This window comes from Haloarcula ordinaria (assembly GCF_029338275.1).
GTDB lineage: Archaea > Halobacteriota > Halobacteria > Halobacteriales > Haloarculaceae > Haloarcula > Haloarcula ordinaria.
In genome coordinates, this window is record NZ_CP119790.1 from 238,884 (window position 1) to 252,258 (window position 13,375).

Consider the following 13,375-nt stretch of genomic DNA (forward strand, 5'->3'; position numbering starts at 1 on the left):
GGTATCTTGCGCCCAGAAATCGGTGTCCGCGAAAAAGAACCCTTCCTGACGTGAGCAGAAGGGGACATCTCAGTCTGCAGTTTGAGCGTCAGTAGGTGGTGATACTTCTGGGAGGTTTGGGAACGACAGATCGACGCGCCGGAGCAATTGCGCGTTGATCGCGACGATGACGGTACTTAGCGACATCAGGAGTGCGCCCACTGCAGGTGACAGCAGAATCCCAATCGGTGCAAGGACGCCGGCTGCCAGCGGGATGGCGAAGACGTTGTAGCCAGCGGCCCAAACGATGTTCTCCTGCATCTTCCGGTAACTCGCCTTGCTCAGTTTCACGAGGCGGACCACGTCCATCGGGTTGTTCTGGACGAGGATGACGTCTGCGGACTGGACGGCGACGTCCGTCCCGCTACCGATGGCGATACCGACGTCCGCCCGCGTCAGCGCCGGCGCGTCGTTGACGCCGTCGCCGACCATCGCGACGAGTTTGCCCTGGTCCTGGAGTTCCTGAACCTTCTCGTCCTTATCCTCGGGCAGCACCTCAGCGAACACCGTGTCGATGCCCAGCTCATCGGCCACCGAGTCGGCCACGTCTTGGGAATCGCCAGTCAGCATCGCCACTTCGATGCCGAGTTCGTGGAGCGCGTCGACGACCCGGTAACTCTCCTCGCGGATCACGTCCGCCATCGCGAACGCGGCGATCAGTTCACCCTCACGAACCAAGTACACGACCGTCTGTGCGTTCTCACCGGCCTCTTTGGCAAAGGTCTGGAGCGTACCCGGAACGTCACTGTCGAGGTGATTCAGGAGGTTCGGGCCGCCGACGTATATCTCGTCATCGTCGACCATCGCCCGGACGCCCCGCCCTTTCATCGCCTCGAAGTCATCAGCATCGGGCGCGTCGATCCCCCGCTCGTCGGCCGCATGCCGGATCGCCCGCGCAATCATGTGTTCCGAGTCGCTTTCGACGGCGGCGGCCAGCGCCAGGGCGTCGTCCTCGTCGACGCCGTCGGTGGTCTCCATCCCGACCACGCCGTGTTCGCCTTCGGTGAGTGTCCCGGTCTTGTCGAAGATGATTGCGTCGAGGTTCCGGGCTTCCTCCATGGCAATCCGGTCTCGGACGAGCATACCATTCCGGGCTGCAAGCGACGTGCTGATCGCGACGACGAGCGGGATAGCGAGCCCGAGTGCGTGTGGGCACGCGATGACCAGAACGGTCACGACACGCTCGATTACCGTCGCATCGAACGAGATCGCGACCGTCCACGCAATCGCGGTCACGACTGCCGCCGCAACGGCGACGTAGAACAGCCAGCCCGCGGCGCGATCGGCGAGGACCTGCGTCTTCGACTTACTCTCCTGGGCCTCTTCAACCAGGCGCATGATGCCTGCCAGCGTCGTCTCGTCGCCCGTGGCGCCGATCCGAACGCGGAGACTTCCGTCGCCGTTGACCGTGCCGCCGATGACCTCGTCGCCAGGTTCTTTCGAGACGGGTCTAGACTCGCCGGTGATCATCGACTCGTTCACGTCGGAGTCACCGTCCTCAACGACGCCGTCGGACGGGACACTTGCGCCGGGGCGCACAAGGACAAGGTCACCCTCCGACAGCTCGCTCACCGGCACCTCCTCGGTATCCCCACTTTCAGTGATCCGCTCTGCCGTGTCGGGCATGAGCTTCGCCAGCTCGTCGAGGGCGCTCGAAGCTCGGCGTACGGAGCGCATCTCGATCCAGTGGCCCAATAGCATGATGTCGATCAGCGTCACCAACTCCCAGAAGAACGCCGACTGCGTGGGGAAGACGACGCTCGCGAGGCTGTAGATGAACGCGACGGTGATCGCCATCGAGATGAGCGTCATCATCCCGGGCGAGCGATCCTCTAGTTCCGGAGCGGCCATCCGGAGGAACGGGACGCCACCATAGGCGAAGACGATTACCGCGAAGACGGGGTTGATCCACTCGCTGCCCGGGAACGCCGGCACCGTAAATCCAAGCCACCCCTGAAGGGTTTCGCTGTACAGAAGGACCGGGATTGAGAGAAGCATCGAGACGAAGAAACGCCGACGGAACATCTGCTCGTGCCCCTCGTGCATTCCGCCGTGGCCGTCGTGACCGTCTCCGTGACCGTCCGCTCCGTTCCCCATCTCGTGCTCGGTTCGTTCGTGGATCTCCTCTTCGACTTTTTCGGCGTCTTCCCCTTCCTCCTCGAGTATTCCCTGTTCGACCCGGTCGACCTCCCGGTCGTCGGCTATCTCATTCGGTTCGTCACTCGCGCCGTGGTCGGAGTGATCGTGATGGGTGTGATCGCCGTCGTCTGAATGTTTGTGGTCGTCCATAGCTCATCGGTGTCTCTGAGAGTACGCGCCGGATAGTGATGGATGTAGGGGACAGGGAGTCAGGTGTGACGTGTGACGACAGTGCTTCAAGCGTGTGCCGTGTATCCAGCGTCTTCGACGGCTTGAACGAGTGCTGTGGTGTCAGCGTCACCATCGACGCTCGCCTGTTCGGCCTCTCGATCGGCAGTCGCGTCGGTCACGCCGCTTACGTCTCGTAGCGCTTCTTCTACTGTCTGCTCACAGTGGCCGCAGGTCATTCCCTCGACGGTGATGGTAGTTAACATACACGAATACATACGCTCCCCTGTCTTATGCGGATTTTCCCTTTGAACTAGTGGGTCGTGGGCACCCCAAAACTTGGAAACTAAGCGTGTCCTGCCTAGATGTTTTAGTCATTCGTCGCTGTTTGTCGCGGCGACTCGAACGGCTGCTGCCCATGGTGGTGGGAGCTACGGCGGCGGCATGATGGGCGGCGGCTGGGGTCTCTTCGGCGGAGCGATGGGGCTCTGGGGACTCCTCTGGATGGCCCTCATCATCGGTTTGCCTATCTACATCGGCTATGCGCTCCTCAACCGAAGTTCCGACGAGAACGATGCGCAGTCGCTGTCGGTTCTCCGTGAGCGCTACGCCCGTGGTGAGCTCTCAGACGATGAATTCGATCGACGGCGAAAACAGCTCGAACGTACCGGATGACCGGATCCGTTACTGTTCCAGCCGATACATCTCACTCCCAACGCCCGCCGTTGCGGCACCCAACCGTTAACCCCGTGGACGGGATATGATATTCCATGGAATACACAATACAGACTTCAGTCACCGGCGAGTTCGACGATGTCGTCGACACGACGATTGCTGCGCTGGAAGACGAAGGATTCGGAGTCCTCTGTGACATCGACATCCAAGCGACGCTCAAGGAAAAACTCGGCGAAGAGTTCCGTCAGTACCGCATTCTCGGTGCATGCAATCCCCCACTGGCATACGAGGGACTGACCGAAGAAATTGAACTCGGCGCACTCCTCCCGTGTAACGTCATCGTCTACGAAACCGACGACGGCGAGGTCATGGTGAGTGCCGTCGATCCGCAGCAATTAGTTGGCATCGCAGACAACGACGCGCTCGATTCAATCGCGACAGAGGTCAACGAGCGTTTCGAGCGTGTTCTCTCGGCCGTCACCGACGAACTAGGCTCCAAGTCGGAGGCCTGATCTCGATGTCTTCATCGAACCAGCTCGACACCACGACTATCGTGCTCCTGATCCTGGGAGCGATCATCTTGCTCCCGTTGCTCACAATGGGAATGGGATTCGGCGGGATGATGGGGTACGGCGGGATGATGCGTCAGTATGGCGGTACTGGTGGGTGGTAGCCGTTCATCGGGATGCTCGTCCCGCTGATCTTCCTCCTCATCCTCCTCGGCGGTGGCTACCTCGTCTTCCGGCGCATGAACGAAGCGCAGACGTCTCGAAATCCCGCGATGGAGGAACTCCGCACGGCATACGCTCGTGGTGACCTCACTGACGAAGAGTTCGAAGCCCGCCACGAGAGACTCGAACGGTCGGAGTAATCGTCTCGACCACCAACTCCCGCGTTACCCACGTCCGCTTCCCTTGGATTCTGAAATCTGTGACCCTCACAGCTTTCGGATGTGAACAGAAATGTGCTAAAGTCACAAGACCATACTAGCTACTATGACGGAAGTAATCCTGTTCACACAGGAGACGTGCGGGGCGTGCGCAACGCAACGAGAGAAAAACGACGGCATCGAAGATGCGTATCCGGATGTCGAATTTCGCGAGGTCGACAACCAGACTGATCTGGAGACGGCCGAGGAGTACGGCGTCCGAAAGACGCCAACGACGCTCGTGTATGCGAACGGGGAGCGGACTGACGAGTTCATCGGCATCGTTGACCGGGACGAACTGGAGGCGGCTATCGAACGTGCAGACCAGCAATCGATCGGACTCACGCAACGGCTCGCTAGCATCATCCGCAGTTAACAGCAGTCAAACAACAACAATGACAGACTACAGTAGACGCCAGTTCCTAGGAGCACTCGGTGCCGGCACAGTCGCAAGTGCGGGACTCACCCGGCCAGTTGCTGCACAGGAAACGCCCGTCGTCGAGATGGGGAACAACTACTTCGACCCGATCGGGCTCCACGTCGAACCCGGCACGACCGTTCGCTTCGAGCTAGCGGCCGGGGCCCACTCGGCGACCGCTTACGAGAACCGGATTCCGGCCGACGCCAGCGCATTCGACAGCGGGACCATCTCGTCGGGATCCTTCGAGTACACGTTCGAAGAGCCAGGCACGTACGACTACTACTGTATCCCACACAAGTCAATCGGAATGGTCGGTCGCATCGTTGTCGGCAACCCTGGCGGTCCAGCCGAAGAAAGTCCGATCCCGGACGGCAACGTGCCCGAGAGCGACGCGATCGTCGAACAGGGTGCAATAGCGTATGGGTCCAGCACCGGTGGTGGCGGGAACTCTGGTGGCGGAATGATGGGTCCAGGGATGGGGTCTGGCCCAGGGATGATGAACGGCCGAAACGATGGCTGGTTCAGCGGGCTGCCGTTCGTCGGCGGGGTACTCGGAATGCTGGGGCTGGTTGCCGGACTACTCTACTGGGCACTGGGTCGAGATGGTGAACCTCCCGAGAGCGATGATTCCGCGATGGAAACCCTCCAACGCCGATACGCACGAGGCGAGATCGACGAAGCGGAGTTCCAACGACGCCGTGAGCGATTGGTGCAGAATCAAGAGAACTGAAGCCTGTCTGGGTCTGCGCGTGTGGAAGTTCCGACGCTCGTCGAGCACAAGCCAGTCTCCAATCTCCATGTGGGACGATCCGTGCCGAAATCAGGTGTCAATAGCAGAGATGCATGGGCACAGCGATTTATCTCGATAGCCACCGTACGTTCTACGAACCATGGTCCGCTGCTACATCTGTGAGTCACAGTGTACCAGCGACGACGAAGTGTTCGTCTCCGAGCACTGCGGGATCTCCTGTCACCGGCACTGTATGGAGGAATACGACACCGATGTCTGCCCGAAGTGTGTCGGCGAGCCGATGATCGGAGCGATAGAGTTCTAGTAGCTCCGTCTCACGCCTACACCGCGGACAGCCCGGAGTCGAAGTATATGAATGGTCGACTGGCGAAATACGTTTTTGACCCGTGCCCGTAGCCCAGGTATGTCTATGACCGTCGAACTCCCCGACGCCGACGAGACCTGTGCATACTGCGGGTCACGTATCTTCGACCACGACCCGATCTGTGTACGTGACTGTAACGACGATTGTGGCTCATCAATGGACTTCTGTAACTATGCCTGTCTCTCGACCTATGTGGACGAAAACGACCTGACGACGGGCAACGCGTGCGAGTGGTCACCCGACGAAAACGACTGCTGCTGAGTGGAATCATATGTTGAAGACACGACAGCGTGTCATAGAATACGTCTCACACCCTCTATGCAGTGATTCTAATAGCTTCATCTCACCCCAGATTCAGAGAAACACCGCAATTCAGTTTCAATTCAGACTAGACCACGCGAAATGTTCCGGTTGAGAACTATTGTATGACACGCTCGACACGAAGCAACGTATCGGCTGTCCACCAAGTCAGGAGACATTACTGGAGCAGTACTGGCGGCTGACCAACTTTATGGACGCAGTCGACGAACTTCCCTAGTGGTTCACTATGTCCACAGAGCGCACGTCCGACGGCTTGCTCCGCATCGTCCTGATAGTCCTGGCGGTAATCGTCCTGTTCCCGCTGTTGATGATGGTGTTCGCGATGCCGATGATGGGCATGATGGGCTGGTGGTGGGGCGGCGGGATGGCTGGCGGTCTCTCGCCGCTGTGGGGTATCGGGATGATGCTCGTCTGGCTCGTCGTCCTCGTCGGTATCGGTTATCTCCTCTATCGCGGCCTCGTCGGCGGTGTCGGGTCATCGCTGACCGGCGACAGGGCACTCGAGGAACTCCGAGTGGCGTACGCTCGCGGTGATCTCTCCGACGAGGAGTTTGAGGAACGCCGCGCGAAACTCAGCCGCGAGGAGTGGCAATAGCACGATCATGTCTCCAACAGTACAGCGGCGGAAGTTCCTGACCGCGCTTGGAGCTGGCATCGCAGGTCTCTCTGGCTGCGTCGGAAATCTCCCTGGCAGTGGCGATGGCGTCGACAAGACGATCTACGTCGGAGCCTACCACTGGGGCTTCGTCATCGTCGACGAATCCGGCGAGGAACAGGAGCGTGTCAGCCTGCAACGGAACGATGTTCTTCGCGTCGTTTCGTTCAACACGCTCTCGAGTCAAGCCATACAATCCCTTCCATCGTCGATCCGCGAGGCACTCCCCGACCACGAGGCACTCGAAGAACGAAATGAGGAGCGCATCCCATCTCCATCTAGCGGCGGCTTCCACGAACTGCTAGAGGAAGCGAACGAGCAGTATCCCGACCACAGCCTCGCGATCAGGCCGTCAGGACAGGTTCACATGGGTGGTGGAATGATGATGATGCACCCGGTCGCGCTCCCCCAGAACGCCACCAGACCCGTCGTTCGACAGTTAGGTGCGACGCGACGGGGCGACTACACACTGAGCTGTTTGACCTACTGCGGCTATGGGCACCCCTACATGGAAATCGACGGAGAGATTATCATCACTTGACACCCTCCTCGCGACTCAACCTCGTGAATTACACCACCGTATCGCACACGAGGACTTTGTCTCTCAAGATATGAAGAATTGAGTTCGCTGAAATCAATCAAATTAGAACTCCCCGCTAGTAGTTTTAGCCCCATCCAGTTGGTCGTACATATCATCTGGGAAGGGGAGACTTCCCCAGATTGAGTATGGACACTGCTCCTGCCCGATGCAGTACCGCTTCATATCGTCGTTGTCGCAGTTCATCGGAAGCGGGGTGTCGCCCCCGATCGTGTTCGAGAACTCGTAGCGAATCTGGTAGTCGGTGACCTGTTCGTCGTACCACGGCCATCGTGAGAAGATCTCCTTGAGATCCGCAACAATCGTCTCGAGGTCACTTTCCTGGTACTGGGGCAGCCACATCACCATCCGAGCAAAGCTGTACAGATCCTTTCGGACTGGCTTCTTTTCATAGAGGCGTTCGGCCATGTTCGCCATACAGGGCAGTTCGAACAGATCTTCAATCGACTCAACATCAAGAGGCTGGACGCCACGCGAAGACTCCTGAATCCGATAGTGGTTCGTATTTCCGTGCTGTCGGATAGTAAGATTCCGATGGTCGCGTTGAGATGCAAGGAGATTCCCAAGACTGCGAGGACTCGAGATACGATTACACACATCTTGCTTCCAGCCCGCTTCCGGGTCGTACGCCTCCACTGCTTCAAACAGCTCCTTCGCCGAGTGGAACTCCCCCAGTGAGACGACCTCATCTGGAACGTCTCGAATCACGTCCCGGAGCACACGGATGGTCCGCTCACCGGGGTTCCAATCTCGCCAGATTCGTTCGTGGTGTCCCGTCTCGATGAAGCGGTCGATGCGCTCTGTGATGGCCGACTCATTCGTGCTCAGCCACGTCAGCTGGTCTTCTGAGAGATTCTCCTCCTGTACTCGCAGGAGCTTCTTGAACGCACGTCTAGCGTACTCACGATACTTCGTGTCGAAATCACCGACCGGTACGTAGAGGCAGTTGTCCTTGATGCGAGTGAGCAGTTCTCCGGTCTCTCCTGGCTCGGGGTCGGCGTGAACGAGACAGTCCCTCGACGCCGCAGCCATCGGGATTTCGAGATACAATCCCTCACCAAACTCGGGCATCTCCGTGATCCCTGTACAAACGCGACCAGGGTGCGGACCATCCTCTCCGGGGCCTTTCGCGTATAGCACTTCTGCGATATCCTGTTGAAGACCCCCGTCACCGAATTCTCGAAGGAGGGACGCGAGATTGTTGACATAGAGCTCGCGAATATCGTAGAGGACCTGCACCTTTCGCGGTGGGGCGTGCTCGAACTTCGGGTGTGCCTTGACGCAGATCGCGCTCAATGTCGCTAGGACGGCGAGTGTTCCCGGTTCGTCGACGAACGGTTCCTCCGCAGCGTTTGTCCTGATGTCTTCTTTGAACGCCGCTGTCCCGAACCGCTCGAGGTCATTCAGCAAATCTTCGGGTTGGTCTTCGCCGTCGACGATGTATCGATTGTAGCCCCGCGTGAACAGCTGATTGATGCGGGTCGTGCCGTATTCGAGCGGGAGCGTCGCAACGCGATAGGCGGACGCTCGTCCTCGACAGGCGTCGATTGAGTCATTCCTTGAGCACCTCCGGTGTCGCAGACCGAACATCGAAGTTCGAGCTCTCGATCGGAGTGACGATGCTACAGACGTCAGCGTGCAACGAGTAGGGGAGTCGGGCGACCCGGCGACGGTCGGCGGTAACCACTGGGTCGATGGGGATCTCGTAGGTGTCTTGCAGAAGGTCGTTCAGCACTTCCCGACTCTTGGCGTCGTACCGATGGGCAGGGTCCGTATCGAGGAGGTAGACGTGGACGCCCTGGCCGCTGTACACCACCATCGTCTCCTCGGCGTTGAAGTCGTCCTCGAAGATATCTCGCACCTCGAAGCCGTACTCGATGGCCCGTTCGATATCCTCAAAGGCATACGGATACCCCTCGGGAGCGGCGTCGAGGATTCCTGCGGCGTTGAGGAGCGCATTGTCGTCCTGATCGTCGACGTCCTCCGAGGCCGTATCCGCTGCTCGGTTCCTGGCGATATCTTTCGCATCGATGTCGACAAGGAGGACCCAGGGCCGCTCCCAGTGATCCAGCGCGTAGTAGACTGCATCAGGACACGGGTCTGGTTTGTCAAGCAGGTCTGGATCTGCGAGCGCGAAGTTACTCCGACCGAGTGGATCATTCCGTGCTGGATGCCGGATGAACTCGAGGACGTCGTCGAACTCCTGAAACGCTGCCGTGGTCCGCTCACCGGAGGTGTTCGTCTGCCACGTATCTCGGCGAATGAAGTCCTTGTCTGGGACTCCGTCTTTCCGTACTGGGTGGGGTTCCCGAAACGCGAGTGCGTACTGTTTCGGTCCCGTCGCTGTGATGAACGACGGGAGTTCGTCACGGTATGAGGGGAACTCCTCGGCGTAGTACCTGTAGATCTCCTCGCGAGTTGCGTGACGCCACGTCATGTGTTCCATTCCTGATCGAGTTTGTTGAAGCTCCGAATCGTCGTCAGCCCTGCTGCGTCGAACGATTCAACGGCCTCTCGAATGTCCGAAAACGACCGGGCTGCACGCCCGCTCACACTGCTCTCAATTCGATCCGCCTCAGAGAGACAGTCCAGCACCTCGACGGCTGTCTCGCGTCTGTTGAACGCCCAGACAGCGTTCGCATCCACCGCACTTTGCTTGTCGTAGTCGTCAACCGGCGCGTGTTTGTTGTTACTCGCGAGTTCAGCTTCACCGACCCACACGAGTTCCCCGTCAGCATCGAAACCGGCAACATCGAACACCGTCTCCTCATTGTACTCATAGTAGGATTCGACCTGTGCGACGTCTTCGTGGGAGTCTAGCCACAGTTCGAGCAGCTTCACACCGACCTTGTGCGGCGTCTTCTCCCCGACATCTCCTTGACCAGGGCCGACTTTGAGTTTCTGGCCGAGCAGTTCTCGCCCTGCCGGGAGTACGGTGTAGTACTTCCGACCGCACGCTCGTCCTTCCTCCAGCAGGTCTTGATCGACGAGCCGTTGCACGTCCAGGTCGTCAAAATCGTTCTTGAACGCACTCATTGAATCCAAGAGTCCATGATCCGGTGCATCACCATTCATCACGTCAAGGATGCAGGTCAGGAAGCGGATGTCGTCGATCCGACTGCGTTAGATTCGTTGTTCGACCCGCGGTACGATGGCACACCTCGGACGGGCGGACGCCTCTCGTTCGTTTATAATAATTGTGGTCGGCGACATGATCTGGTGTGACGGTGGATTGAGGATGGAAGAATCGAACCTGACAGCCTGCGTTCCGAAGTCGCTCGGATACGTCGCTGAACACCGGCTTGTTCTCTTTGCCCAAGATACCGATACAGCGATTGTCTCCCATCGGGATCTGCATTAGCGTTCAAACGCGACGCTGAATAGCATTCGGGTGTGTAATTAACTGATTTCAGCAACACGCAGTGGGTGGTACGGAGAGTGAGAGTTGACCAGGCCACGGTGACCGACACTGAAAACACCCATCGACTCAATACGGCGGGCGGTTTTTCGGTATCGGGTGTGTAATGTATTCTGTATGCCTGAAGAAGTCCTGTTCAAATCCGAGAGCGAGCAGAGTCGAGAAGAGATTGCATCGTACCTCCGGAAAGTCGCGGACAGTCTGGACAGCGGAAACGCTCTCACCCTGAAAGCAGGCTCCGAGTCTGTGAGCCTGAATCCTCCTGCCCGACCGACCTTCGAGGTCAAAGCCGAACGCGAAGGCCCGGCCGGCAATATGACTGAGTTAAGTGTCGAGTTCGAACTCGAATGGGACGAGAACGACGGTGAGGAGAGCAGCGGAAGTGGCCAGTTAGAAATCGAGTAGTCACTCCTAACGTTCACCGACGGGTGGTTCACCCACCGAGCCACCAGCCGTACAGTCTTGCCTGCTCGTCTGTGTCCGCCTGCTTCTTCGACTGGCCGTAGGTCTTCCCCTTGAGCAGCTGGCGTTCGACGGCGTTCGCTGCGAGACGGAGGGCATGGGAGGCACCGTACCCCTCTCCATCGGCAGTAAAGTAGCCGCGGTCGGTGACCAGCCGGATCCGTGCCAACACTAGCGGCACGCCCCGCGATTGTTCCTTGTGCTCCTGGAGTTCGATGCTGGCCTTGATCACGCTCATCTCGCCGTACTTCGAGGCCATGCTCTCTATCAACGCCGAGACGTCGTCGTAGGTCATCCCCTCCAGCAGATCGAGCCCAAACACCTGCACTGCGTTCCGGTCGTCACGCTCCCAGGTGAGCGCCTCGATGACGTCCGTTTTCGTGATGATACCGACTGGCTCGTCATTGTCGTCGGCCGTGACGACGAGCGAGGATATCTCCTGCTCGAACATGGTCTCGACGACCTCGTCGAGCGGTGCGCTCCGCTCGACTGTCGCGACTGCGTCGGACATCAGGTTCCGGACCGGCAGGTCGAGCATCCGATCGGCATCGCCCTCGCGCGCGCCGAATCCGCCACGGTTCTGCCCCCCGCCACTGCGGCCACCGAAGCCGCTCGACGACCCACCCTGGCTCTTGCTGCCGCCCCGCGTCGTGAACTCGATGACGTCGTACAGGCTCACCATTCCCGCGACCTCGTTCCCGTCGACGACTGGGAGATGGGCGATGCCAGCTTCTCGAAGCAGATTGAGTGCTTTCCCGATCGTGGTTTCAGGGGTCGCGCTGACCAATTTCGCCGTGTAAGCGTCGTCGACGGTCGCCGCGTCGAGAAACGGCCGGACCGCCTCGAGTACCGCATCGCCGGTCACGACACCGACGACACGGTCGTCGTCGAGGACGGGGAGCGTCTTGGCGTCGCTCCCGATCATGAGCCGCGCGACCTCACGGACGTCTTCGGTGCGCTCGACAGTCGGAACGTGCTGTACCTGTGAGCCGACCTTCGCAGACGGCTGGTTGGTCGAGGAGGCTAGTTGTCGACGACTGACGATGCCGCGGTATTCGTCGCCGTCCGTTACGACGACGGCATCGAGTTCCTGATTCTCGAATGCCCCCGCGACTTTCGAGAGGGGGGTTCCGATATCGAACTCGGTGAACTTCGACGAGAGTATCTCGGTGATATCCATGGATAACTCTCTAGTGTCAGGGACGCTAGCCGTTTATGCCTGTCCCATCCCTGATCGTAGAGGGAGGGAGGCGCGAAGTGATGTTTGTGGGAGATAGTATACTGTGTCGGCCGTATGCATTGAGACCATCAGTCTCAACTACTACATCGGGATTCCCGAGATAGCGTCCCATGAGTGACAGCAGCTTCTGAAACCCAGGGTGGCCATTATGTATCACCCACCTGTAGTCTCGATATGCGCTTGGGCTATCACTGTGCGTCGTTTCACTTCCCGGAGAGCGAAGCGTCGCCGTTCGACGCGGCGATTGCACTCGCACGGCGGCTCGAAGAAGCCGGCTTCGATTGGTTCTCGACGATGGACCATCTCTGGCAGTTGCCCTTCGTCGGCCAGCGCGACGAACCCTTCTTCGACGCGTACACTACCCTGCCGGCCATTGCCAGGGAGACCGACCGAATGGAAGTGGGCGCGCTGGTTACCAGCCCGCACTACCGGAACCCTGCCATGCTCGGCCGTCAACTGACGACATTGGACCACGCCAGCAATGGGCGGGCGGTCTTCGGGATCGGTGCCGGCTGGTTCGAAGAGGAGTACCAGGCGTACGGATTCGACTACCCGGAGCCAGAGCGCCGAGTCCACGACCTCAGAGACACCGTGGAACTCATTCGGGCGATGTGGCGTGAAGCGTCGCCTCTGACCTACGAGACACCCAATCACAGCGTGGAAGACCTGTATCTCGAGCCCAAGCCCGTGCAGGCTGACGGTCCCGACGTGTTGGTCGGTGGCGGTGGCGAGGACCTGCTGTTGAAGGCAGTCGCACATCTGGCCGACCGTTGGAACGTCCCGGGCGTGAGCCCCGAGACCTTCGAGCGGAAACTCGGGCTGCTCGAAGCGTACTGCGGGACCTTCGGGACGGATTTCGACGCAATCGAGAAGACTGTCTTGCAGACCGCAGTAATCCGTGATTCGACCGACGCAGCTCACAGTGCCTACGAGCGACTCCGAGGTGAGACTGCCGCTGCGGACCCGCCACCGCGTGACGAACACCGAGGACTCGTCGGCACGCCCGAGGATGTACTCGAAGGACTCGAGCAGTTCGATAATCTGGGGGCTGAGATGGTGATGGTACGGGCAGAGCGCAACGACCCCGAAACGATCGAGCGACTCGCCGATACTGTGCTACCGTCGATTTCCTGAGTTCCACAGACTGGTCACTGACCGTCCGACTTGGGGCTTCGTAGTGTGTCAAATACTCTCAG

At 59.2% G+C, this 13,375-nt stretch carries 14 protein-coding genes and 3 pseudogenes; 11 read left to right on the forward strand and 6 right to left on the reverse strand.

Annotated features, from left to right (window positions below):
• Positions 1 to 69: 69 nt before the first annotated feature.
• Entirely contained in the window at positions 70 to 2,328 is a 2,259-nt protein-coding gene (locus P1L41_RS18000) for a copper-translocating P-type ATPase (protein ID WP_276298543.1), read from the reverse strand.
• Positions 2,329 to 2,414: 86 nt separating this feature from the next.
• On the reverse strand, positions 2,415 to 2,612 hold the full coding sequence (locus tag P1L41_RS18005) for a heavy-metal-associated domain-containing protein (RefSeq protein WP_276298544.1): 198 nt from the start codon (positions 2,610 to 2,612) through the stop codon (positions 2,415 to 2,417).
• Between the two features lie 73 nt (positions 2,613 to 2,685).
• Here P1L41_RS18005 and P1L41_RS18010 point away from each other — a divergent pair, with 73 nt between their 5' ends.
• The 8 genes and pseudogenes from P1L41_RS18010 to P1L41_RS18045 all read left to right on the forward strand — a co-directional run bounded on the left by P1L41_RS18010 (position 2,686) and on the right by P1L41_RS18045 (position 7,002).
• Positions 2,686 to 3,021 (forward strand): SHOCT domain-containing protein, encoded by a 336-nt coding sequence (locus tag P1L41_RS18010; RefSeq protein ID WP_276298545.1) that lies wholly within the window; start codon positions 2,686 to 2,688, stop codon positions 3,019 to 3,021.
• A gap of 95 nt (positions 3,022 to 3,116) precedes the next feature.
• On the forward strand, positions 3,117 to 3,533 hold the full coding sequence (locus P1L41_RS18015) for a DUF302 domain-containing protein (RefSeq protein WP_092893753.1): 417 nt from the start codon (positions 3,117 to 3,119) through the stop codon (positions 3,531 to 3,533).
• A 5-nt stretch (positions 3,534 to 3,538) separates the two neighbouring features.
• Positions 3,539 to 3,892, forward strand: a pseudogene (locus P1L41_RS18020) (SHOCT domain-containing protein).
• Between the two features lie 124 nt (positions 3,893 to 4,016).
• Positions 4,017 to 4,325 carry a thioredoxin family protein gene (locus P1L41_RS18025; RefSeq protein WP_276298546.1) on the forward strand — a complete coding sequence of 103 codons (309 nt, stop codon included), beginning with the start codon at positions 4,017 to 4,019 and terminating at the stop codon, positions 4,323 to 4,325.
• A 19-nt stretch (positions 4,326 to 4,344) separates the two neighbouring features.
• Positions 4,345 to 5,100, forward strand: a complete 756-nt coding sequence (locus P1L41_RS18030; RefSeq protein ID WP_276298547.1) for a plastocyanin/azurin family copper-binding protein — start codon at positions 4,345 to 4,347, stop codon at positions 5,098 to 5,100.
• A 424-nt stretch (positions 5,101 to 5,524) separates the two neighbouring features.
• Positions 5,525 to 5,746: a hypothetical protein gene (locus P1L41_RS18035; RefSeq protein ID WP_276298548.1), complete on the forward strand. Its 222-nt coding sequence runs from the start codon at positions 5,525 to 5,527 to the stop codon at positions 5,744 to 5,746.
• 286 nt (positions 5,747 to 6,032) lie between these two features.
• On the forward strand, positions 6,033 to 6,401 hold the full coding sequence (locus P1L41_RS18040; protein WP_276298549.1) for an SHOCT domain-containing protein: 369 nt from the start codon (positions 6,033 to 6,035) through the stop codon (positions 6,399 to 6,401).
• A 7-nt stretch (positions 6,402 to 6,408) separates the two neighbouring features.
• The gene (locus P1L41_RS18045; RefSeq protein WP_276298550.1) at positions 6,409 to 7,002 is read left to right on the forward strand and encodes a cupredoxin domain-containing protein; all 594 of its coding nucleotides are present in this window, start codon (positions 6,409 to 6,411) and stop codon (positions 7,000 to 7,002) included.
• Between the two features lie 102 nt (positions 7,003 to 7,104).
• Here the strand turns inward: P1L41_RS18045 and P1L41_RS18050 are convergent.
• From P1L41_RS18050 to P1L41_RS18060, 3 genes and pseudogenes are all read right to left on the reverse strand, one after another.
• Positions 7,105 to 8,615: pseudogene (locus P1L41_RS18050) on the reverse strand (primase-associated protein).
• Positions 8,612 to 9,496 (reverse strand): bifunctional DNA primase/polymerase, encoded by an 885-nt coding sequence (locus tag P1L41_RS18055; RefSeq protein WP_276298551.1) that lies wholly within the window; start codon positions 9,494 to 9,496, stop codon positions 8,612 to 8,614. The pseudogene P1L41_RS18050 and the gene P1L41_RS18055 overlap by 4 nt, the downstream one beginning before the upstream one ends.
• A pseudogene (locus P1L41_RS18060) lies at positions 9,493 to 10,170 on the reverse strand (ATP-binding protein); the annotation flags it as partial. The pseudogene P1L41_RS18060 and the gene P1L41_RS18055, both read right to left, overlap by 4 nt.
• On the opposite strand from P1L41_RS18060, the gene P1L41_RS18065 reads away from it, so the two are divergent.
• Positions 10,111 to 10,284, forward strand: a complete 174-nt coding sequence (locus P1L41_RS18065; protein ID WP_276298552.1) for a HalOD1 output domain-containing protein — start codon at positions 10,111 to 10,113, stop codon at positions 10,282 to 10,284. The pseudogene P1L41_RS18060 and the gene P1L41_RS18065 overlap by 60 nt on opposite strands.
• Positions 10,285 to 10,594: 310 nt before the next feature.
• A complete protein-coding gene (locus P1L41_RS18070) occupies positions 10,595 to 10,882 on the forward strand; it encodes an amphi-Trp domain-containing protein (protein WP_276298553.1) in 288 nt (95 codons plus the stop codon).
• A 28-nt stretch (positions 10,883 to 10,910) separates the two neighbouring features.
• Here the strand turns inward: P1L41_RS18070 and P1L41_RS18075 are convergent, their stop codons facing one another.
• The gene (locus P1L41_RS18075) at positions 10,911 to 12,119 is read right to left on the reverse strand and encodes a CBS domain-containing protein (RefSeq protein ID WP_276298554.1); all 1,209 of its coding nucleotides are present in this window, start codon (positions 12,117 to 12,119) and stop codon (positions 10,911 to 10,913) included.
• A gap of 234 nt (positions 12,120 to 12,353) precedes the next feature.
• On the opposite strand from P1L41_RS18075, the gene P1L41_RS18080 reads away from it, so the two are divergent.
• Complete coding sequence (locus P1L41_RS18080) at positions 12,354 to 13,313, forward strand: LLM class flavin-dependent oxidoreductase (RefSeq protein ID WP_276298555.1); 960 nt, start codon at positions 12,354 to 12,356, stop codon at positions 13,311 to 13,313.
• Positions 13,314 to 13,375 lie beyond the last annotated feature (62 nt).